This is a genomic window from Streptomyces sp. NPDC012474, from assembly GCF_042955185.1.
GTDB classification, from domain to species: domain Bacteria; phylum Actinomycetota; class Actinomycetes; order Streptomycetales; family Streptomycetaceae; genus Streptomyces; species Streptomyces cahuitamycinicus.
Genome location: NZ_JBIBEP010000008.1, coordinates 200,628 through 222,699 on the forward strand (window position 1 = coordinate 200,628; position 22,072 = coordinate 222,699).

At 70.4% G+C, this 22,072-nt stretch carries 17 protein-coding genes and 1 pseudogene; 14 read left to right on the forward strand and 4 right to left on the reverse strand.

What is annotated here, in order from left to right:
* Positions 1 to 534: 534 nt before the first annotated feature.
* The 6 genes from ACFY9S_RS19745 (at position 535) to ACFY9S_RS19770 (ending at position 9,952) form a co-directional block, all read left to right on the forward strand.
* On the forward strand, positions 535 to 1,830 hold the full coding sequence (locus ACFY9S_RS19745) for an extracellular solute-binding protein (RefSeq protein WP_391130055.1): 1,296 nt from the start codon (positions 535 to 537) through the stop codon (positions 1,828 to 1,830).
* Complete coding sequence (locus ACFY9S_RS19750) at positions 1,827 to 2,801, forward strand: ABC transporter permease subunit (protein ID WP_391130058.1); 975 nt, start codon at positions 1,827 to 1,829, stop codon at positions 2,799 to 2,801. The genes ACFY9S_RS19745 and ACFY9S_RS19750 overlap by 4 nt, the downstream gene beginning before the upstream one ends.
* A complete protein-coding gene (locus tag ACFY9S_RS19755) occupies positions 2,798 to 3,664 on the forward strand; it encodes an ABC transporter permease subunit (RefSeq protein ID WP_391130061.1) in 867 nt (288 codons plus the stop codon). The genes ACFY9S_RS19750 and ACFY9S_RS19755 overlap by 4 nt, the downstream gene beginning before the upstream one ends.
* 11 nt (positions 3,665 to 3,675) lie before the next feature.
* Positions 3,676 to 5,928 carry an alpha-xylosidase gene (gene yicI / locus ACFY9S_RS19760; RefSeq protein ID WP_391130064.1) on the forward strand — a complete coding sequence of 751 codons (2,253 nt, stop codon included), beginning with the start codon at positions 3,676 to 3,678 and terminating at the stop codon, positions 5,926 to 5,928.
* Complete coding sequence (locus tag ACFY9S_RS19765; protein ID WP_391130067.1) at positions 5,928 to 6,932, forward strand: substrate-binding domain-containing protein; 1,005 nt, start codon at positions 5,928 to 5,930, stop codon at positions 6,930 to 6,932. The genes yicI and ACFY9S_RS19765 overlap by 1 nt, the downstream gene beginning before the upstream one ends.
* 80 nt (positions 6,933 to 7,012) lie before the next feature.
* On the forward strand, positions 7,013 to 9,952 hold the full coding sequence (locus tag ACFY9S_RS19770) for a glycoside hydrolase family 3 C-terminal domain-containing protein (RefSeq protein ID WP_391130070.1): 2,940 nt from the start codon (positions 7,013 to 7,015) through the stop codon (positions 9,950 to 9,952).
* A gap of 240 nt (positions 9,953 to 10,192) precedes the next feature.
* On the opposite strand, the pseudogene ACFY9S_RS19775 reads toward ACFY9S_RS19770, so the two are convergent.
* From ACFY9S_RS19775 to ACFY9S_RS19785, 3 genes and pseudogenes are all read right to left on the reverse strand, one after another.
* A pseudogene (locus tag ACFY9S_RS19775) lies at positions 10,193 to 10,342 on the reverse strand (DUF6308 family protein); the annotation flags it as partial.
* 18 nt (positions 10,343 to 10,360) lie between these two features.
* Positions 10,361 to 10,573 carry an acyl-CoA carboxylase epsilon subunit gene (locus ACFY9S_RS19780; protein WP_391130073.1) on the reverse strand — a complete coding sequence of 71 codons (213 nt, stop codon included), beginning with the start codon at positions 10,571 to 10,573 and terminating at the stop codon, positions 10,361 to 10,363.
* Positions 10,570 to 12,219 (reverse strand): carboxyl transferase domain-containing protein, encoded by a 1,650-nt coding sequence (locus tag ACFY9S_RS19785; protein WP_391130075.1) that lies wholly within the window; start codon positions 12,217 to 12,219, stop codon positions 10,570 to 10,572. The genes ACFY9S_RS19780 and ACFY9S_RS19785 overlap by 4 nt, the downstream gene beginning before the upstream one ends.
* 96 nt (positions 12,220 to 12,315) lie before the next feature.
* Here ACFY9S_RS19785 and ACFY9S_RS19790 point away from each other — a divergent pair, with 96 nt between their 5' ends.
* Positions 12,316 to 13,341 (forward strand): acyltransferase domain-containing protein, encoded by a 1,026-nt coding sequence (locus tag ACFY9S_RS19790; RefSeq protein WP_391130078.1) that lies wholly within the window; start codon positions 12,316 to 12,318, stop codon positions 13,339 to 13,341.
* On the opposite strand, the gene ACFY9S_RS19795 is transcribed toward ACFY9S_RS19790, so the two are convergent.
* Entirely contained in the window at positions 13,302 to 15,899 is a 2,598-nt protein-coding gene (locus tag ACFY9S_RS19795; protein WP_391130081.1) for a multicopper oxidase domain-containing protein, read from the reverse strand. The genes ACFY9S_RS19790 and ACFY9S_RS19795 overlap by 40 nt on opposite strands.
* Before the next feature lie 110 nt (positions 15,900 to 16,009).
* On the opposite strand from ACFY9S_RS19795, the gene fabG reads away from it, so the two are divergent.
* The 7 genes from fabG (at position 16,010) to ACFY9S_RS19830 (ending at position 22,072) form a co-directional block, all read left to right on the forward strand.
* Positions 16,010 to 16,753 carry a 3-oxoacyl-ACP reductase FabG gene (gene fabG / locus ACFY9S_RS19800; protein WP_391130084.1) on the forward strand — a complete coding sequence of 248 codons (744 nt, stop codon included), beginning with the start codon at positions 16,010 to 16,012 and terminating at the stop codon, positions 16,751 to 16,753.
* Positions 16,754 to 16,763: 10 nt separating this feature from the next.
* Positions 16,764 to 18,281 (forward strand): oligopeptide:H+ symporter, encoded by a 1,518-nt coding sequence (locus ACFY9S_RS19805; protein WP_391130087.1) that lies wholly within the window; start codon positions 16,764 to 16,766, stop codon positions 18,279 to 18,281.
* Positions 18,282 to 18,413: 132 nt separating this feature from the next.
* Positions 18,414 to 18,734: a TcmI family type II polyketide cyclase gene (locus ACFY9S_RS19810; RefSeq protein ID WP_391130090.1), complete on the forward strand. Its 321-nt coding sequence runs from the start codon at positions 18,414 to 18,416 to the stop codon at positions 18,732 to 18,734.
* Between the two features lie 73 nt (positions 18,735 to 18,807).
* The gene (locus tag ACFY9S_RS19815; RefSeq protein WP_391130093.1) at positions 18,808 to 19,233 is read left to right on the forward strand and encodes a cupin domain-containing protein; all 426 of its coding nucleotides are present in this window, start codon (positions 18,808 to 18,810) and stop codon (positions 19,231 to 19,233) included.
* Positions 19,230 to 20,495, forward strand: coding sequence for a beta-ketoacyl-ACP synthase II (locus tag ACFY9S_RS19820; protein ID WP_391130096.1), 1,266 nt, complete (start codon positions 19,230 to 19,232; stop codon positions 20,493 to 20,495). Before ACFY9S_RS19815 ends, ACFY9S_RS19820 begins: the two co-directional genes overlap by 4 nt.
* Positions 20,492 to 21,757, forward strand: a complete 1,266-nt coding sequence (locus ACFY9S_RS19825; RefSeq protein ID WP_391130098.1) for a beta-ketoacyl synthase N-terminal-like domain-containing protein — start codon at positions 20,492 to 20,494, stop codon at positions 21,755 to 21,757. Before ACFY9S_RS19820 ends, ACFY9S_RS19825 begins: the two co-directional genes overlap by 4 nt.
* Positions 21,758 to 21,820: 63 nt before the next feature.
* The gene (locus tag ACFY9S_RS19830) at positions 21,821 to 22,072 is read left to right on the forward strand and encodes a phosphopantetheine-binding protein (RefSeq protein ID WP_391130101.1); all 252 of its coding nucleotides are present in this window, start codon (positions 21,821 to 21,823) and stop codon (positions 22,070 to 22,072) included.

Sequence of the window (22,072 nt, forward strand, 5' to 3'; positions counted from 1 at the left end):
CCATGAGTCCTCGTCGGTTTCCCGACGGGGGCTCTGTATTTGTGTGGTGCGGTCGACGTCGGCATGCTGCGGGCCGAGCCGGCTGTGTCCGCCCCCCCGGGCGCTCGTGAACGCCGGCCGCCGCCGCTGCCTCCGCCTGCCCGGCACGATGGCCGGGACGGGCGTCATCCCCCACGCACTCGGCTGGCTCCACGCCCTGCCGAACCCCGGCACCTGCTGGTGCGCCTGGGCGACCGGGCCACCGGCAAACGCCGCCGCGGACGGCCGCTACACAGCCGGCTCCAGGACCCCACGCAGCGGCGACGGCTTCAATCCTCCCGACCACCACACCGCGTCTGACCCACCGAACCCCCGTCCCAATTCCGACGCACCCATTGACGCCCTCCCAGCCCCCACATACCTTCCTCTCCGTCGAAGCGCTTCGACGTCTCGCATCGAAACGATTCGATGATCCCTGCGTGACGCCCCCACGACGAGCGTGACGAGCACGACTCACCGGGACAGTGAGCCATCCCACTCCCCTGGAGGCACTGAATGATGACGGCACGAAGACGTGTGGTGGCGACCGCTGCGGCGGTTCTGAGCGGGGCTCTGCTCCTGGCCTCCTGCGGCGACTCGGACAGTGGCGGATCAGACGGCAAGACGCTGAAGCTGTGGCACTACGAAGGTCCGGACAGCGCGATGGGCGTGGCCTGGAACGCGGCCATCAAGGAGTTCGAGAAGACCCATCCGGGGGTCAAGGTGGAGTTCGAGGAGAAGGGCTTCGAACAGATCCAGAAGACCGCCCCGATGGTCCTCAACTCGGACGACGCACCCGACCTCATGGAGTACAACAAGGGCAACGCGACGGCGGGGCTCCTCTCCAAGCAGGGGCTCCTGACCGATCTGTCCGCCGAGGCCGCCAAGCGGGGCTGGGACAAGAAGCTCAGCTCCGGGGTGCGGACGACCAGCCAGTACGACACCAACGGCGTGATGGGTTCCGGAAAGTGGTACGGAATCCCCAACTACGCCGAGTACACGATGGTGTTCTACAACAAGGATCTCTTCAAGAAGTACGGGATCCAGGAACCCACCACGTTCGACGAACTCACCGCCGCCATGGACAAGTTCGTCGACGAGGGCATCACCCCGCTCGCCAACGCGGGCGCCGAGTACATGGCCGGGCAGTACCTCTACCAGCTCGCGCTGTCGAAGGCCGACCGCGCGTGGGTCGACTCGTACCAGCTCTACAAGGGCAAGACCGACTTCCACGACGCCGCCTGGACCTACGGCGCCGAGACCTTCGCGGACTGGGTGAAGAAGGGATACATCAGCAAGAAGTCCAGCGGTACGAAGGCGGAGGACGCCGGGGTCTCCTTCATCCAGGGCAAGAGCCCGATCCTGTTCTCCGGCAGCTGGTGGTACGGCCGGTTCGCCGCGGAGAACACGTTCGACTGGGGCACCTTCCTCTGGCCGGACTCGGACATGACCGCCGGCTCCGGCGGCAACCTCTGGGTCGTCCCCAAGGGCGCCAAGAACAAGGAGCTGGCGTACGACTTCATCGACATCACCATGTCGAAGAAGATCCAGAACCTGCTCGGCAACAAGGGCGGCGTCCCCGTGGCGGCCGACCCCGCCGGCATCACCGACCCGCAGGCCAAGGCGCTCATCGCCAACTTCAACACGCTCTCCGAGAGGGACGGCCTGGCCTTCTACCCGGACTGGCCCGTTCCCGGTTTCTACGACGTCCTCGTCTCCGAGACGCAGAAGCTGATCACGGGGAGCGCGAAACCGGAGGCCTACCTGGACGCGGTCCAGGAGGCGTACCAAAAGGGCGCGCCGAAGACGTGACAGCCACCGTCGAACGGGGAGCACGGGACGGCCGGGTCACCGAGAAGCATCAGCACGCGAAGGGCCCGCGCCGCCCCCGGGACTCGTACACCCTGTTCCTGCTCCCGGGGATCCTCGCCTTCTTCGCGATCATCATCGTGCCGTTCCTGATGAACACGGGCGTGAGTTTCACCGAGTGGCAGGGCGTCGGCACTCCGAAGTGGGCCGGGCTCGCCAACTACAGGGAGCTGATGGGCGACTCGGAGTTCTGGGCGTCCTTCCGGCACAGCCTCTTCATGGTCGTGGCGATGGCGGCGGTACCGACGGTGATGGGGCTGGTTCTCGCGGCCGCCCTGTTCGACTTCGTCGGCAAGCACTTCGGGACGAAGACGGTCGCCGTGCTCCGCGCCTGCTTCTATCTCCCGCAGGTCCTGCCGATCGCGGTCGCGGGCATCGTCTGGAGCTGGATCCTCGCGCCGGAGAACGGCTCCCTGAACGAACTCCTGAAGGCCATCGGGCTCGGCGACCTCCAGCAGGACTGGCTCGGCGACCCCGACATCGCGCTCTACAGCGTGATGGGCGTGATGGTGTGGGTGCAGATCGGCTTCCCGCTGGTCATCTTCATGGCGGGGTTGCAACGCGTGGACCCGCAGCTGTACGAGGCCGCCGAGCTGGACGGCGCCGGCTGGTGGCGGCGGTTCTGGCACGTCACCCTCCCCCAGATCCGGCCCGAGATCTACGTCGTCCTCCTCTGGTGCACCATCGCCGCGCTCAAGGTCTTCGGCGCGGTGTACGTCCTCACGAAGGGCGGGCCCGGCGGTGCGACCAACGTCCCCTCCTACTTCTCCTTCACCACCTTCTTCGAGAAGACCCAGGTCGGCTACGGCGCTGCGATCTCGACCGTGCTGACCGTGGTCATCCTCGTGCTGGCGCTCATCGGCCTCAAGCTCCAGACCCGCGCCGAGGACGCCGAGGAAGGGCTCCGCACATGACAGCCGTACAAGCCGCGAGCACCAAGTCACGCCCGCCCGTCCGCTCCGTCGTCGGCCGCTATCCCGTCCTCGTCGCCCTGATCATCGGGGCCCTGTTCATGGTCCTGCCCTTTCTGATCGTCACGGTCAACGCGGTGAAGTCGCCCGCCGAGTACTCGGCGAACGGCCCGCTCAGCCTCCCCGAGGGCGTCTACCTGGACGGCCTGAAGGACTTCTGGGAGCGCGTCGACTTCGGCCAGAAGCTCGTGAACTCCGTACTGATCAGTGGCAGCGTGGCCCTCCTGGCCGTCGTCCTGTCCGTTCTGAACGCGTACGCGATCGGCGTCGGCCGCGTCAAGGGCCGCACCTGGGTGCTCGCCTTCTTCGTCCTGGCGAACATGCTGCCGCAGGAGGCGCTGGTCTACCCGGTCTATTACCTGAGCAAGGAAGCCGGCCTGTACGACACCCGGTTGAGCGTGATCATCGTCTTCACCGTGATCCAGGCCGCGTTCGGTACGTATCTCCTGTCCGCCGTACTCGGCCAGTTCCCGCGCGAGATCATCGAGGCCGCCAAGATCGACGGGGCGAACAAGTGGCAGGTGCTGTGGCGGATCGTGGTTCCCGTCAGCCGCCCGACCATCGGCGTGCTGCTGGTCTTCTTCTTCATCTGGACCTGGAACGAGTTCCTGCTGCCCCTGGTCATGCTGATCTCCAATGACAACCAGACCGTGTCGGTGGCGCTCGGCGTGCTCCAGGGCCAGCGCCTGATGGACGCCACGATGACGAACGCCGCGGCGCTGCTGGGCGTGCTGCCCGCCATCGTCTTCTTCCTCGTCTTCCAGCGGACCCTCACCCGTGGGATCGCCGTGGGCGCCGTCAAGTAAGGGGTACAGGCGTGAAGTTCACGGATGGCTACTGGCTGCTGCGCGAGGGCGTGACCGCGGCCCACCCGGTCGAGGTCCTCGATGTGACCGACGGGTCCGGCACCCTGGAGATCCATGCGCCGACCCGGCCCATCCGCCACCGCGGCGACCTGCTGAAGGGACCGGTCGTGACGATCAGCGCGCACGCGCCCATGCCGGACGTCATCGGCGTCACGTTCACACACTTCGAGGGCGAGGAGCCGCACGGGCCCCAATTCGGGCTCAGCAAAGAGGAGTTCACGGCTCACACCGGGTACGACGAGGAGTCCGCGACCCTCACCGCGGGCGCCCTGTCCATCAAAGTGAGCCGCACAGGGCCCTGGCACGTCGACTTCCTCGCGAACGGCCGCACCCTCACCTCCAGCGGCCCCAAGGGCATGGGCATCATGCGGGACGCCGGCACCGGCGGCCACTATCTGCGCGAGCAGTTGAACCTCGGCGTGGGCACGCAGGTCTTCGGGCTCGGCGAGCGCTTCGGACCGCTGGTCAAGAACGGCCAGGTCGTCGACATGTGGAACGCCGACGGGGGCACGGCCACGGAACAGGCGTACAAGAACGTGCCGTTCTACCTGACGGACGCGGGCTACGGCGTCTTCGTCGACCATCCGGGCCGGGTGTCGTTCGAGGTCGGCTCGGAGGCGGTGTCCCGGGTTCAGTTCAGCGCCGAGACACAGCAGTTGACATACTACGTCATCTACGGTCCGACCCCGAAGGACATCCTCCGCAAGTACACGGCCCTCACCGGCCGCCCGGCGCTGCCACCCGCCTGGTCGTTCGGGCTGTGGCTGTCGACGTCCTTCACCACCTCGTACGACGAGACCACCGTCACCTCCTTCATCGACGGCATGAAGGAGCGTGAACTCCCGCTCTCCGTCTTCCACTTCGACTGCTTCTGGATGCGCGAGTTCAACTGGTGCGACTTCGCATGGGATCCGCGGGTCTTCCCCGACCCGGAGGGGATGCTGGCCCGCCTCAAGGAGCGCGGCCTGCGCATCTCCGTATGGATCAACCCGTACATCGCGCAGCGCTCGCCGCTCTTCGCGGAGGGCAAGGCCCTCGGGCATCTGCTGAAGAGGCCGGACGGCGGTGTCTGGCAGTGGGACCTGTGGCAGCCGGGGATGGCCCTGCTCGACTTCACGAGCGAGCCCGCCCGGCAGTGGTACGCGTCGAAGCTGGAGGCGCTGCTCGCGCAGGGCGTCGACTGCTTCAAGACGGACTTCGGGGAGCGGGTCCCGCTCGATGTCGCGTACGCGGACGGCGGCGACCCCGAGCGGATGCACAACTACTACTCGTACCTGTACAACCGCACGGTCTTCGACGTGCTCAGCAAGCACCGGGGTGAGTCCGAAGCCGTCGTCTTCGCCCGCTCGGCGACGGCGGGCAGCCAGAAGTTCCCCGTGCACTGGGGCGGCGACTGCGAGGCGACGTACGAGTCGATGGCCGAGTCGCTGCGCGGCGGGCTCTCCCTCGGTCTGTCCGGGTTCGGCTTCTGGAGCCATGACATCGGCGGCTTCGAGGGCACACCGACGCCCGCCCTCTTCAAACGGTGGATCGCCTTCGGCCTGCTGTCCTCGCACAGCCGGCTGCACGGCAGCTCCTCCTACCGCGTCCCTTGGCTCTTCGACGAGGAGGCCGTGGACGTCCTGCGCCTCTTCACCCGCCTGAAGCTGCGCCTCATGCCGTACCTGTACGAGGCCGCCCGGGCCGCGCACACCGAGGGCGTGCCGATGATGCGCGCGATGGTCCTGGAGTTCCCGGACGACCCCGGGTGCGCGCATCTGGAACGGCAGTACATGCTCGGCCCCGACCTGCTGGTCGCGCCGGTGTTCTCCGACGAGGGAGACGTCTCGTACTACGTCCCCGAGGGCACTTGGACCCACTTCCTCAGCGGGCAGCCGGTGACCGGCCCGCGCTGGGTACGCGAGCGGCACGGCTTCCTGAGCGTTCCGCTGCTGGTCAGGCCAGGTGCGGTGATCCCGGTGGGGGCTGTGGAGGACCGGCCCGACTACGCGTACGCCGACGGCGTCACCCTGCGCGCGTACGAGCTCGGGCGTGGCGCCCAGGTGACGGTGCCCGTGGGAGACGTGACCTTCACCGTGGTCCGCGAAGGGCACACGCTGCGGGCTTCCTGCAGCGACCCCTCGGTGCCCTGGGGGCTGGCCTCGGGCGGGCGTGAGGTGCGGGCGAAGGCCGGCACGGGATTCCTGACGGTGGAGCGCGGCTGATGGTCAAGATCACCGATGTGGCGCGGCACGCCGGGGTCTCCCCCAGCACCGTCTCGTACGCCCTGAGCGGCAAGCGCCCGATTTCCGAGGAGACCCGGCGGCGCATCGAGGCGTCCATCCGCCAGCTCGGCTACAGTCCGCACGCCGGGGCCCGGGCGCTGGCGAGCAGCAGGTCGAACGTGCTGGCGCTGGTGATTCCCCTACGGGCCGGCATCCATGTGCCGGTGGTGATGCAGTTCGCGGTGTCGGTGGTGACCTCCGCCCGTCAGTACGACCACGACGTGCTGCTGCTGACGCAGGAGGAGGGTGAAGCGGGGCTGCGGCGCGTCGCGGACACGGCACTGGTCGACGCGCTGATCGTGATGGACCTCCAACTCCACGATCCTCGGCTGCAGTTGCTCCGCGCCCTGGACCGACCCTCGGTACTGATCGGATTCCCTCAGTCGCCCGATGGGCTGACCTGCATCGACCTGGACTTCAGGGCGGCGGGTGAGCTGTGCGTCGAGCATCTGGCCGGGCTCGGGCACCGGGTGATCGGGCTCGTGGGCTCGCCGCCCGAGGTGTACGTACGGGAGACGGGGTTCGCCCAGCGCCTGGTCCAGGGCTTCACCGCCGCGGCCGACCGGAACGGGCTGTCCTCCTCGGTCCACCCCTGCGAGTCGACGCTCGCGGCGGCCCGTCAGGTCGCCGAGCAACTCCTGCGGGAGCGGCCCGCGTTGACTGGTGTCGTCGTGCACAACGAGCCGATCCTGGAGCCGCTGATCGACGCGTTCGAGGGGCTCGGCCTACAGGTCCCGGGGGATCTGTCGGTCACGGCGATCTGCCCGGACGAACTGGCCGAGCGCGCCCGCGTCCCCGTCACATCGATCGCCATACCGGCCGCCGAGGTGGGCGCCGGGGCGGTGGACCTGCTGATGAAGAAACTCGGCGGCGGTACCGCACCGGAGGTGACTTTGCTGTCACCGCGGCTGACCGTGCGGGCCAGCACCATGCCCCGCCCTTGAACCACCCCCCGCCCCACTCCCCCCACGGAAGCAATCTTGTCCAAGCCCCGAAGCAAGGCCCTAGTTGAAGGAGCCGTGCCATGAAAGGCAAGAGAAGACGCAGAACCACCGTGGGACGGGGCGTCCCCGCCCTGGCCCTGGGCCTGACCCTGATCGCCGGACTCTGCGTCACGGCCACGGGGACGGCCGCGGCGGACGACTCCTCGTACGCCTTCCGCAACCCGAAGCTGTCCGTCGACCGCCGTGTCGACGACCTCCTCGCCCGCCTCACCCTCGACGAGAAGATCTCCCTGCTCCACCAGTACCAGCCCGCGATCCCCCGCCTCGGCATCCAGTCGTTCAAGACCGGCACAGAGGCCCTGCACGGCGTCGCCTGGCTCGGCGAGACCACCGTGTTCCCGCAGGCCGTGGGCCTCGCGTCGACCTGGGACCCGGCGTTGATGAAAAAGGTCGGTGCGGCGGTGGGCGACGAAGCGCGCGGCTTCCAGCAGGAGCGCCCGGCCGGCTGGGGCCTCAACCTGTGGGCCCCGGTGGTCAACCCGCTGCGTGACCCGCGCTGGGGCCGCAACGAGGAGGGTTACTCCGAGGACCCGTACCTGACGAGTTCGATGGCGATCGCGTACGGCACCGGCCTCACCGGCGGCGACCCCGACCACCTCGAGACGGCGCCCACGCTGAAGCACTTCCTCGGCAACAACAACGAGGTGGACCGCACCACCACCTCGTCCGACCTGCGCCCACGCGTGCTGAAGGAGTACGAGGAGCCGGCCTTCAGACCGGCGATCGAGGCGGACGCGGTGACCGGCGTGATGTCGTCGTACAACCTCGTCAACGGCCGCCCGGCGACAGTCGATCCGGCGCTCGACGACGTACGCACCTGGACCTCCCACGACCTTCTGAACGTCACCGACGCCCACGCGCCCAACAACCTGACCGGCACCGGCAGTCAGAAGTACTACGGCACCCTGACCGAGGGCAACGCGGCCACGCTGAAGGCGGGTATCGACAGCTTCACAACGGACGACACGAACTCCGTGCGGACCACGACGGCAATCAAGTCGGCAGTGTCCACAGGCCTGCTGAAGGAGTCGGACGTCGACACGGCGGCCGGGCACATCCTGAGCATCCGCGTCCGGCTCGGTGAATTCGACCCGGGCGGCGGAAAATACGGCTCCATCGACAAGTCCGTCATCAACAGCCCGGCCCATCAGAAGCTCGCGCGGAAGGCGGCGGCCGATGCGGCGGTACTGCTGAAGAACTCGGGCGCCACCCTGCCCCTGAAGTCCTCCGCGTCCCAGGACATGGCGGTCGTGGGCCCGCTCGCCGACACCCTCTACACCGACTGGTACTCGGGCACCCTGCCGTACGCCGTGACGCCCAAGGAGGGCATCGCCGCGAAACTCGGCACGTCGGTCGCGAGTAGCGAAGGCGTGGACCGGATCACGCTGAAGAACGCGGAGAGCGGGACGTACGTGACGGCGGGGACGGACGCCGACGGCGAAGTGCTGAAGGAGAGCGCGTCCAGTGGGGCCGAGGCCCGGTTCGACGTGTTCGACTGGGGCTCCGGCATCGTGACCCTGCGGTCGGCCGCGAACGGCAAGTACGTCGGCTACAACTGGTCGAACTTCGTCAACGACCAGGCCCAGCCGAACGGTTGGTTCGTGCAGCAGCAGTTCGCGCTGGAGGCGCAGGCCGACGGCACGCACCTGCTGCGGTACGCGGGCTACGAGACCCGGGAGCCCTGGTGGTCCAACCCGGTCTACCTCGGCCCGGCTGGCGACGACGGCACCCTCGGCCTGGTCACCAAGGCCGAGGCCGCGCGCTACACCAAGGACATCGTCCGCAGCGGCGTCGAGGAGGCCGTGGCGGCGGTGAAGAACAAGGACGCGGCGGTCGTGGTGGTCGGCTCCATGCCCGCGATCAACGGCCGCGAGAACGACGACCGTGAGGACATGGGCGTGGCCCCGTCCCAGGAAGCCCTGGTCAAGGCGGTGCGAGCGGCCAACCCGAAGACGGTCGTGGTCGTCGAGAACAGCTACCCGACCACCCTCGGCGCCCTCCAGAAGGAGGTCCCCGCCCTCCTGTGGACCACCCACGCTGGCCAGGAGACCGGCAACGCCCTCGCCGACGTCCTCTTCGGCGACGTGAACCCGGCCGGACGGCTCACCCAGACCTGGTACGAGTCGGAGGCCGACCTCCCCTCCATCCTGGAGTACGACAACATCAAGCACGACCGCACGTACCAGTACTTCAAGGGTGACCCGCTCTACGAGTTCGGCTACGGACTCTCGTACTCCTCCTTCCGCTACGGGAAGTTGAAGCGCTTCGACGATGGGTACGAGGTCGCCGTCACGAATACCGGCAAGCGTGCCGGGGACGAGGTCGTGCAGCTCTACACCCACCAGCGCGTCTCACGCGACAAACAGCCGCTGAAACAGCTGGAGGCGTTCCAGCGGGTCTCGCTCAAACCGGGCCAGACGAAAACCGTCAAGCTGAGGCTCACGACGAAGGACCTCGCACACTGGGACGTCACCCGTTCCAAGTGGGTGGTCGAGAGCGGCACGTACGACGTCCTCGTGGGCGCGTCCTCCGAGGACATCCGCTCCCGTACGTCCCTGAAGGTGCGCGGCGAGACGATACCGGCCCGGGATCTCTCACGGCCGACCCGGGCCGAGAACTTCGACGACTACGAGGGTGTGCGGCTGGTCGACGAGTCCAAGGTCCGCGGAACCGCGGTGGGCGCTTCGGCCGACGGGGCCTGGCTCAAGTTCGCCGATGCCCAACTGGGCTCCGGCGCGGCGAAGTTCAGCGCGCGGGTGGCCGGAGCAGCCGGGAAGGTCGAGATACGGCTCGGCTCGCCGACCGGTACGCTCATCGGCACGGCGAAGGCGTCCGGAACGGGGTCGGTGTACACGTACGAGACGGTGAACGCCTCTCTGTCCGCCGCCGCGAAGGGGCGCCAGGACGTGTACCTCGTGCTGAGCGAGGGCCAGAGATTGTCGACGTTCTCGCTGCGCTGACCCGGACGGCCTGCGGCTGATCGTCCTTCTCGTCGGTACGTGCGCCTGTACCCACGAGAGGCACCACCAGGTCGTCGGTGTGCTCGTGGCCCCGCGGGAAGCGGGCGCCGTCGAGGGGGTGGAACCCCCTCGACGGCGGGTGGAACCCGTGTCCTTGATCGCGGGCGCGTATCCGATGTCATGGTGATCAGCGTCTCGGGGCCCCCTCCGGCGTGCGGGCAAGCCGCTGTGCCGTTTCCGCTACACCTTGGGGCCCACCTGCGGGGCAGGGACGTGGGCGGAAGTGATCCTGACCGACAAGGTCTGCACTGCGATCAGGTCATCGGCAGTCACTCTGTTCGCGACTGCCTGGCGATCACCCCCTCCAGCGAGGTGCTCGAAGCGACTTCCCGTGAACGGCGCTAGTTTCTAGGTGCCCTGCCAGGCCGGTCGGTGGCGGCTCGACCAGGCAGGGGCCGGGGTTGTGAGCGGGGTGGACGGGCGGGGCCAGGGGGCCGCCGGTGGGAGTGAGGGCCGGGCGGCGCAGGTGTATGCGGTCAGGGCGTGTAGGGCCGTGATCAGGGCGGCCAGTTCCTCCGGCGCTGGGGCCCCGCGGACGACGCGTACGGTGGGGCCGCTCACTGGGGCTGGTTCCCGTGCTTGCGGGCCGGTAGTGGTGCGTGTTTGGCGCGGAGCATCGCCAGTGCTCCGATCAGCCGGGACCGGGTCTCGGCTGGGTCGATCACGCTGTCCACGAGGCCGCGCTCGGCCGCGTAGTACGGGTGCATCAGCTCGGTGCGGTACTCCTTGGTCAGGCGGGCGCGGGTCGCCTCCGGATCGGCGGCGGCGGCGATCTCACGCCGGAAGACGATGTTCGCGGCCCCCTCGGCGCCCATCACGGCGATCTCGTTGCTCGGCCAGGCGAGGGAGACGTCGGTCCCGATGGACCGGGAGTCCATCACGATGTACGCGCCGCCGTACGCCTTGCGCAGGATCAGTTGGACGCGTGGCACGGTGGCGTTGCAGTAGGCGTACAGGAGCTTGGCGCCGTGCCGGATGATGCCGCCGTGTTCCTGGTCGACGCCGGGCAGGAAGCCGGGCACGTCGACGAGGGTGATGAGCGGGATGTTGAAGGCGTCGCAGGTCTGCACGAACCGCGCGGCCTTCTCGGAGGCGCGGATGTCGAGCACTCCGGCGAACGAGGCGGGCTGGTTGGCGACGATGCCCACCACCTGGCCGTCCAGCCGCGCCAGCGCGCACACGACGTTGGTCGCCCAGTCCTCCTGGACCTCGAAGAAGTCACCGTCGTCGGTGATCTCGGCGATCACGTCCCGCATGTCGTACGCCCGCCCGGGATCCGCCGGGACCAGGTCCAGCAGCGCGTCGCCGCGGCGGTCGGGCGGGTCGGACGTGGGCTGCGCCGGGGGGAGTTCACGGTTATTGGACGGCAGGAAGGACAGCAGGTGCCGTACATCGTCGAGGCATGACTTCTCGTCGTCGTAGGCGAAGTGTGCCACGCCGGAGAGCGTCGCATGAGTGTCGGCGCCGCCCAGGACCTCGTGCGTGACGGCCTCGCCGGTGACCGCCTGCACCACGTCGGGCCCGGTGATGAACATCTGTCCGGTGCCGCGCACCATGAAGACGAAGTCGGTCAGGGCCGGGGAGTAGGCGGCGCCGCCCGCGCACGGCCCCAGGATCACACTGATCTGCGGGATGACCCCCGAACTGCGCACGTTCCGGGTGAAGATGCCGCCGTAGCCGGCGAGGGCCGTGACGCCCTCCTGGATCCGCGCGCCCGCGCCGTCGCACAGGCCCACTATGGGCGCGCCCGCGCTCTCGGCCAGGTCCATCAGCTTGTGGATCTTCTGCGCGTGCGCCTCGCCGAGGGCGCCACCGAAGATCCGGAAATCATGGGCGTACGCGAACACCGTACGGCCGTCCACCCGGCCCCAGCCCGTGACGACGCCGTCGGTGTGGGGGCGCCGGTCCTCCAGTCCGAAGCCGGTGGCGCGGTGCCGGCGCAGCTCCTCGATCTCGGCGAACGTGTCCGCGTCGAAGAGGAGTTCCAGGCGTTCGCGGGCGGTCAGTTTCCCCTTGGCGTGCTGGACCTCGGTCGCGCGCTCGCTCGGGCCGCGCCGTAAGGCCTTGTTCAGCTCGGCGAGTTCCGTGACGCGGTCGCGCAGATGACCGCTACCGGGGGCGGCGGTGCCTGCCGGGACAGGCGTGGCGGTGCCCGCCCTGTCCTGGCCGGTCACCGACACCGAGGTCGTTTCGTCGACAACGCTCATGTGGTGCAGCGTGCGCCCGGCCGCTCAAGGCGGACTCGACGGCTTGCGCGAGAGCCGGTGGAGAGCGGCTTGATCCGCGTGGTCCAGTCTGGTGCCATGACACCTCTTCACCGTTGCTCCGTCGTTCTGATGTTCCCGGGAACAGGAGCGCAGCACACGCAGATGGCGGCCGGGCTCTACGGCCACGAAGCCGTTTTCACCGACGCGGTCGACTCCGTCCTGACCCGGCTCGGCGCGGAGGGCGAGGCCGCCAGGGCCGACTGGCTGGCCGAGCGGCCCGCCGTGCCGATGGAGGCCGACATCCGCTCCGCCCCGCTGCTGTTCGCCGTGGACTACGCGATGGGGCGGCTGGTCGAGAGCTGGGGGGTGCGCCCGGCGGCGTATCTCGGGCACAGCATGGGCGAGTTCGCCGGCGCCGTGCTCGCCGGGGTCTTCCGGCTCGACGACGCGGTCCGGCTGCTGTGGGAACGCGTCCGACGGCAGCGGACCACACCTGCGGGCGGGATGCTTGCGGTCGCCGCCGCGCGCGAGGAACTCACCGGATACCTGGGGTCCGGGGTCGTGGTGGGCGCGGTGAACGCGCCCCGGCACACGGTGCTCTCGGGCCCGGAGGCCCCGCTGGACGCCGTGGCGCGCAGGCTGACGGCGGACGGCCTGACCTACCGGCGGCTCGCCACCCGCACCCCGTACCACAGCCCGGTGCTGACGCCGCTGGTCGCCGAGACCGAGGCGCTCGTCCGGGAGCTTCCGCTCTCTTTGCCCAGTACGCCCCTGTACTCGGCCTACACCACACGACCGCTGAGCGCGCCGGAGGCGACCGGGGCCGCGTTCTGGGCCGGGCAGCCGACCGCTCCCGTGCTGTTCTGGCCGACGCTGGAGCGGGTGCTGGACGACGGGGACCGGCTCCTCGTCGAGGCCGGGCCGGCCCAGAGCCTGGCGGTCATTGCCCGGGGGCACCCGGCCGTGCGCTCGGGCCGCAGCGCGGTCGTCGCCACGCTGCCTCCCCGGGCCCTGGGACCCGAGGAGGACCGGCGTACGGTCCGCGCGGCGCGCGAGCTGCTGCTCGGGCAGGCGGGGGCGGATCACTCGGGCAGGTTGCCGGTGGCGCTGCCCGCCTCGTAGGGGGTGGCGACGCCGTCGTAGGCCAGATGCAGGACCATGCCGTCGCGGGCGTGGTCCAGGTTGTGGCAGTGGTCCATCCACAGGCCGGGGTTGTCGGCGCGGAAGGCGACCTCGAACCGCTCGCCGGGCGCGATGTTCAGAGTGTCTGTCCACCAGGGGCTGCCGGTCGCCCGCTGCCCGTTCCTGGACAGGACGAGCATGCGGTGACCGTGCAGGTGCATGGGGTGGTCGTCGAGGCTGCGGTTGACGAACGAGACGCGGACCCGGTCGCCCTCCCGGACGAGCAGGGCGGGGATGTCCGGGTACACGGCGTTGTTGACGGTCCACAGCACCATGGGCCGCCCGTCGAAGAAGCCCAGGCTGTTGCCGAGAACCAAGTGGAAGTCGCGGTCGTAGCGGGTGCCGGGGCCGAAGGGCGTGGCCGCGCCGGTCGTGGTCGTACGGGAGCCGTAGTGCAGGGGGGCGAAGAGCGGTCCCGTGGCGGTGGGCATCGGCTCGGCGGTGCCGGTGGGGTCGAGCAGCAGGGACGCCGTCTCCACCTGACCCGCTCCGTAGGCGCCGTCCTCGCCGCACCCCTCGGTTCCGTGGCTGGCGCTGGTGGCGTTGGCGTCGCCGACCACGGTCAGGTGGACGGGGCCGTCGGGCTGGCGGAACGTCACATCGTAGCGGCCGCCGCCCGCGACACGCAGCCGGGTGCCGCTCAGTTCGGTGGGCCCCGACACGTCGTTGCCGTCGATCGCGGCGACCCGGAAGGGCGTACCGGCGAGTGAGTAGGTACGGGGGCAGCTGTCCGCGTTCACCAGACGCAGCCGGACCGGGGTGTCGGCCGGGACCTTCTCGCGCCGCGTCCTGGTGTCGTCGCCGAAGGCGGTGCGCAGGAGGCCACCGATGCCGTTCCGGCTGCTGAGCGCGCCTCCACCGCCGGGGCGCCCGCCGGTGGAGGATCCCGTCGCGCCCTCGACGCTCCAGGCGTGGGCGACGACAGTACGGTCCACGCCCGCCGGCCGCACGCCGGGCTCCTCCACGATCAGGGCGCCGAACAGGCCGCGTGCCACGGCCGCGCTGGGCTGCTGGTGCGTGTGGTACCAGAAGGTGCCCGCACGGGGCGGCCGGAACCTGTATACGTGCCGCTCGCCGGGGAGTACGGCATCCTGCGTCACCCCGGCCACGCCGTCCTCGGCGGCCGGGACGTCGACGCCGTGCCAGTGCAGGGTGACTCCGTCGCGGACGTTCCGGTTGACGAGGACAACCTCCACCAACTCGCCCTGCAGCATGTGCAGTTCGGGTCCGGGAAGCTGTCCGTTGAAGGCGAGGGCGGCGACCTTCTCGCCCGACGCGAGCCGCATCGTGCGGGCGGTCGCGGTGAGGGTGAAGCGCCGGTCGGGGGTGCCGGTCCGAGGGCCGGTGAGGCCGGCGAGATCACGTGTCGGCGCCTGTCCGGCCGCCGCACCGCCACCGGTGTCGTACGCGTGCTCGTGGTGGTTCTGGCCCATGCGCTCCGGCAGCCGGCTCCGCTCGGCGGCGAGGGTCCAGCCGCCCGTGACGAGCACGGCCAAGGCGGTCACCGTGGCCGTCGAGCGCACCAGTCGCCGCGCCCGCGACGGCCGCTGCCAGCCGGGCGACCCGACGACGGCCCGCCACCGCTGCTGCCACAGCCCCAGCCCCGAGGCGGCGAGGGTCAGCAGAACCATTTCGAGGACGAAGAGCCCGCCATACGGAGGGGCCGGCGGATGCAGGGTGAGCCCGGCCGCGACCAGTGAGGCCAGGAAACAGACCCGCACGGGCACGACGACCTGCCAGGAGGCAGCGGCGAGCCGGAGCCCCGGGGGGACCTCCGGCTCATTCGGGTCCGTCCCCGACCTGTCGCTCCCGCCTCCGGCGAACGCCTCCGGCGGCGCGGAGGCGGCGGTGAGCCGTAGCTCTGAGGGGACGTCCGGGTCGCCCGGATCCGCGCCCGGACTGCCGTTCCCGCGTCCGGTCGACGCCTCCGGCAGCGGGTACGGCGCGGTCGTGACGGAGTGTCCGGACGGGCCCGGCGTCGTGGCGAGTCGGCCCGGGGCGCGGCCTTCGGCGAGCGCGGCCGGCGCTGTCGGCAGCCCGTGGGGCTCGGTCGTGCCCGGGTGTCCGGACGCGTGCGGAGTCGGCGCGGTCTCCGAGGGCAGGGAGGTCGTGGCCGTGGCGGTCGCTTCTGTCGCCGTCACCGGCGTACGGGGCCGGGGCGCCCCCGCTGCCGGGGCGTGAGCCAGGCGCCAGTACGCCGGGAGCGTGAGGACCGCGACCGCCGTGCCCGCCACCGTGAGGGGGACGGCCGCGAACAGGACGAAGTCGGCGGCCGCCGGCCGGCCCGCCGTACCCTCGAGGGCGACGGCCAGCGCGACCCGTAGCGCCAGCACCAGCAAGGACACGGTCAGCAGGACCAGGCCCAGGCGGGCCCGGCGGCCGAGCGAGCGGGTCGTGGTCCGGGTTGCCAGGCGGCGGGCGCCACGGGACGCGAAGCCCCAGAAGACCGCCGCCAATACGGCCCAGAGCAGGTTCTGTTCGAAGAGGTTCTCCACCATGTGCGCAGCGTGCCGGGTGCCCTTCGAGTCTGCCTTGAGCCTGTTGGCCGACGCTTTCGGCGGCCCGGGCAGCGGCCCGGCCGGCACGTCACGTACAGGAGGGTCACGTCATGACCGAGAGACGTTGCGCGTTGGTGACCGGCGGGTCGCGGGGCATCGGACGCGCGATCGCGGTGCGGCTCGCCGAGGCGGGCTACGACATCGGATTCTGCTCCCGTTCCGCCGGCGAGGCGGCGCTGGAGACCACGCGGCTCGTCGCCGAGGCCGGCGCGGCTGTCCACCACGTCGTCTGCGACGTCACGGACGCGGCGGCGGTCCGCGCGTTCGTCGACGAGACCGAGGAGAAGCTCGGCCTGCCGCCGTACGCCGTCGTCAACTGCGCCGGCGTCCTGAAGGACCGCCCCATGGCACTGATGTCGGAGGGGGACTGGCACTCGGTGGTCGGCACCAGCCTGGACGGTGCCTTCCACATGTGCCGCACGGTGCTGCGCGGCCTGATCACCCGCAGGGCCGGCGCGGTCGTGAACGTCTCCTCCGTGATCGGCGTGTACGGCAACCCCGGCCAGGCCAACTACGCCACGGCCAAGGCGGGGCTGAACGGCCTCACCCGCGCCCTCGCCAAGGAGGTCGCCCCCTACGGGGTGCGGGTCAATGCCGTGGCGCCCGGTTTCATCGAGACCGACATGCTCGACGGCATGGCGGCCAAGGCCCGCGAGGCCGCCCTGGGCAAGGTGGCCATGGGTCGCTTCGGCAGCCCCGAGTCCGTCGCCGAACTCGTCGCGTTCCTGCTCTCCGACGCCGCCGACTACATCACCGGCCAAGTGGTGCAGATCGACGGCGGAATCGCCCTGTGAGAGCGCCGACATGACCACCTCACAGAACACCGAGGTCCCCGCCCCGCCTCCGGACCCCGCCACCCGCCCGGTGCGCGCCCTGTTCCGCGAGCGCTGGTTCAGCACCCTGTTCATGACCGACATGTGGGAGCGCTTCAGCTTCTACGGCATGCAGGCACTGCTCTTCCTCTACGCCACTGCACCGACGGCCGAGGGCGGGCTCGGGCTCGCGGACGGCACCGCCGGCGCGCTCTTCGGGCTCTACATCTCCGCGTCGTTCCTCGCCGCCATGCCCGGCGGCTGGCTCGGCGACCGGGTCCTCGGCACACACCGGGCGATGCTGACCGGGGCCCTCGTCATCGCGGCCGGGCACGCCTGCATGGCCGTACCCACCCACACCACCTTCTATCTGGGCCTGCTGCTGATCGCCTGCGGTACGGGCCTGCTGAAGCCCAACCTGCCCGTGATGTTCGACCAGATGAACCCGGGGGCGGGCAGCGCCCAGCGGCAGGCGGCGTTCTCCGTCTTCTACATGAGCGTCCAGGTCAGCGCGCTCATCGGCCCGCTCGTCACGGGTGCCCTGGGCGAATGCGTCAACTGGCACCTGGGCTTCGGCGCCGCCGGCGTCGGCATGGTCTTCGGTGTCCTGCAGTACCTGCACGGCGCCCCGACGTTGCGCGGCACCCGGACCGGCCCCGCCCACCCGCTGCCGCCCGCCGCGCTACGCCGGCTGGTGCGCGGCGCCTGGGCCGCGCTGGCCGTGGTCGCCCTGCTGGTCACCGGGGCCGTACTGGCCGGCGGGCTGCCACTGCGGCCGGTGCTCGCGCTGTGCGGGCTGGCCTCGCTGGTGGCGCCCGTCTGGTACTTCCGGCGGCTGCTGCGCGGGGCGGAGCTGGACGAGGCCGCGCGCGCACGCATCCGCGGCTACCGCAGGATCTTCGTGCCGTCAGTGCTGTTCTGGGCGATGTACGGCCAGCTCGGCTCGGTTTTCAGCCTGTTCGCGCGCGAACACACCGACCGGGACATCGCCGGGTTCACGGTCCCGGCGAGCTGGTTCCAGTCCGCGCATCCGCTGTTCCTGCTGCTGCTCGCCCCGTTCTTCGCCTGGCTGTGGCTGCGGCTCGCGGCCGGGGCGGACACGGTACGGAAGTTCGCCGCCGGGCTGCTGTGCGCGGCCGGCGGCTTCGCCGTGCTCTCGACCGGTGCCTGGTTCGCGGACGACAGCGGCGTCCTGGTGTCCGCGCTCTGGCTGCTGGGGGCCTTCCTGTGCATGACGTGCGGCGAACTGGTCTTCGGGCCGGTCGGGCTGAGCACCACGGCGGAGAGCGCGCCGGAGGGGCACGGCAGCCGCATGATGGGCCTCTTCTACCTGGGGGCCGCGCTGGGCGCCGGGGTGGGCGGCCAGCTCTCGCACCTCGTGGGCGTGTTGCCGCTGTGGACGTATCTGGCGGCCTTCGCGGCCGCGGCCACGGTCACCGCGCTGCTCCTGTTCCGCGGAGCGTCTCGCGGGACGCGGAGCGAGACGCTCCGCAGAACGGCTGAAATCTGACGTCGAGTTGCGCTGGACGAGGCCTCAAGCAATCCCGTCCAGCATCAAAAGCGGCAGGTCCGAACCGCTGACGGACCCGCCGGAAGCCCGGGCGGCCCCACCGCTCGCGGGCGACAACCCGATTGGAGTCCCATGGCGCATCGCACGCTCATCGTCGCGCGGATGGACCACGACGACGCCGAGAAGGTGGCCGCGCTCTTCGCCGAGTCCGACGCGACCGAGCTGCCCCACATGATCGGCGTCCAACGCCGCACTCTCTTCCGCTTCCAGGGCCTCTACTTCCATCTGGTGGAGGCGGAGCAGCCCATCAACGACAACCTCTACCGGGCCCGCAGCCACCCGCTCTACGACGACATCAACATCCGGCTCCAGGAGTTCATGACGCCGTACTCCCCGACCTGGCGTGAACCCAAGGACTCGATGGCCGAGTCCTTCTACACCTGGACACCCTGAGCCCGAGACGTCCGCCGCATCCCGGCCCGCCCTCCCCAGGCGGCCCGGACTCACGTCCCCACCTGGAGCACCTATGCAGACCACCGACCTCATCAAGGTCGCCATCGACGACGTACCGCCCAACCGCAAGCGCGGCGGCGACCTGCGTGTCCTGCTCAGCCCCAAGACCTGCGGAGCGACCTCGGGGTTCATGGGCGTCGGCACCCTGGAGCCCGGCGAGTTCGTCTCGGAGCACTACCACGAGTACTCGGAGGAGTTCTTCTACGCCATCCACGGCCGGCTGCTGCTGCGCGTGGACGGCCGGGAACTGGTCCTGGAGCCCGGCGAGTCCTTCATGGTCCCGATCGGCGTGCGACATCGCATCGAGAACCCGTTTGACGAGCGGGCGTTCGTCTCCTTCTTCCTCAGCCCTCTCGCCCCGCGCCCCGAACTCGGCCACGTCGACTGCGAACCGCTGCCCGGCGAGGGCACGCTGCCCGAAGTGGGAGGCGTCGCATGACCGGGCGCGCGGTGATCACCGGCATCGGTGTCGTCGCCCCCGGACAGCCGGGCCGTGAGGCGTTCTGGGAGATGATCGTCAAAGGGAAGACGGCGACCCGGCGCATCACGCTGTTCGACCCGACGCCCTTCCGCAGCCGGATCGGCGCCGAGTGCGACTTCGACCCCGAGCTGGCCGGACTGTCGTACCAGGAGATCCGGCGCACCGACCGGGCGGGCCAGTTCGCGCTGGTCGCCGCCCGGGAGGCGATGGCGGACAGCGGGCTCGACATGGACGCCGAGGACCCGCACCGGATCGGGGTGAGCGTCGGCAACGGCGTCGGCAACGCCATCTCCATGGAACAGGAGTACCGCACTGTCAGTGACAACGGCCGGCAGTGGCTCGTGGACCAGGGCTACATGAAGCCCCACCTGTACTCGTACGTGATGTCCAGCTCGCTGGCGACCGAGGTGGCGTGGGCGGCCGGGGCCGAGGGCCCGGCGACCGTCGTCAGTTCGGGGTGCTGTGCCGGGATCGACGCGGTCGGCTACGCCGTCGACCTGATCCGGGAGGGCTCGGCGGACGTGATGGTCGCCGGCGCCACGGACGCGCCGATCTACCCGGTCACCGTGTCCTGCTTCGACACTCTGCGTGCCTCCTCCACCAGCAACGACGACCCGGAGCACGCGTGCCGCCCGTTCGACCGGCGTCGCAACGGGCTGGTGCTGGGCGAGGGCTCCGCGGTCTTCGTGATCGAGGAGCTGGAGCACGCCCGCCGCCGGGGCGCGCGGATCTACTGCGAGGTCGCGGGCTACTCGGCCCGCGCGAACGGCTACCACATGACCGGCCTCAGGCCCGACGGCCGCGAGATGGGCGAGGCGATCACCGCCGCGCTCGACGAGGCCCGGATCAACCCCGAAGAGATCGACTACGCCAACGCCCACGGCAGTGGCACCAAGCAGAACGACCGGCACGAGACGGCCGCGTACAAGCGCAGCCTCGCCGAGCACGCCTACCGCGTCCCGGTCAGCTCCATCAAGTCGATGGTCGGGCACTCGCTTGGGTCCATCGGCTCGATCGAGATCGCGGCCAGCGCCCTGGCCATAGACCGGGGCACGATCCCGCCCACCGCCAACTACGAGGAGCGCGACCCCGAGTGCGACCTGGACTACGTGCCGGGCACCGCGCGGGAGGCGGAGCTCGACGTCGTCCTCAGCGTCGGCAGCGGCTTCGGCGGCTTCCAGAGCGCGGTTGTCCTCACCTCGCCGAGGAGGGTCGCGTGAGTGCTCCCGTCATCACCGGGCTGGGCGTGGTCGCGCCCAACGGGCAGGACCGCGAGGCGTGGTGGCAGGCGACCCTCGACGGGACGTCGGGCCTCAGCCGGATCAGCCGCTTCGACCCGGACCGCTACCCGGTGCGGGTCGCGGGCGAGGCCACCGGCTTCGACCCGTCCGAGCACGCGCCGCAGCGCCTGGTCAGCGAGACCGACGCCATGACGCAGTACGCCTTCGCCGCGACCAACGAGGCGCTGGCCGACGCGGCCGTGGTCCCGGACGACTTCGCCGACCTGGACATGGCGGTCATCACCGCCAACTCCTCGGGCGGCGTCGAGTTCGGCCAGCGCGAGCTGCAGAAGCTGTACAGCGAGGGCCCGCAGGCCGTCGGCGCGTACATGTCCATCGCCTGGTTCTACGCGGCGACCACCGGGCAGTTGTCCATCCGGCACGGCATGCGCGGCCCGTGCGGGGTGCTCTGCTCGGAGCAGGCCGGCGGCCTGGACGTCCTGGCGCAGACCCGGCGGGTCCTCGCCAAGGGCACCCGGCTGGTGCTGTCCGGCGGCACCGACGCTTCGCTGTCCCCGTACGGGCTGGTCTGCCAGCTCTCCAACGGGCGGCTCAGCGAGGAGCACCGGCCCGAGCGGGCGTACGTGCCCTTCGACTCCGACGCGAGCGGCTACGTCCCGGGGGAAGGCGGCGCGATCCTCGTCGTGGAGAGCCACGACGACGCCCGCGCCCGGAACGTGGAGCGGATCTACGCCGAGGTCTCCGGCTACGCCGCCACCTTCGACCCGCGCCCCGGCTCCACTCGCCCGCCCGGGCTCCGACGGGCCGCCGAACTCTCCCTGGCCGATGCCTCGCTGGCACCGTCGGACGTCGACGTGGTGTTCGCCGACGGCTACGGCGTACCCGAGCTGGACCGGCAGGAGGCCGAGGCCCTCACCGCCGTGTTCGGCCCTCGTGCGGTCCCGGTGACGGTGCCCAAGACCATGACCGGCCGGCTCTACGCCGGCGGAGCGGCACTCGACGTGGCCGCCGCCGCGCTCGCGCTTCGCGACCAGGTGATCCCGCCGTCGGTCAACGTCCGCCCCGACCCGGAGCACCGGCTCGACCTGGTCGTCGACCAGCCCCGCGAGACCCGGCTGCGCACCGCGCTGGTGCTGAGCCGCGGCTACGGCGGCTTCAACGCGGCCGTGGTGCTGCGGGCCGTACAGCACCGGCGCGGTGCCGCGGGCCGTACAGCACCGTGTGGTGCCGCGGGCCGCTGACACGCATCTCGCTTCTCGCCCTCTCGTTCACCGCAAATCACATCTCCCCATTGGAGGAATCCCATGAGTGCCAACATGACCTTTGACGACCTCAAGGCGGTCATGAGCCGGTGCACCGGTGACGTCGACGACCTCAGCCCGGACAAGCTCGACGTCGCCTTCACCAACCTCGGCTACGACTCCCTCGCCGTGTTGGAGATAGCCAGCCAGGTCCAGCGCGAGTACAGCCTGCAGATACCGGACGAGGCCATCGAGGGCATGAACTCGCCCCAGGACGTGATCGACTACGTCAACGCCAGCCTCTCGGCGGTCTGA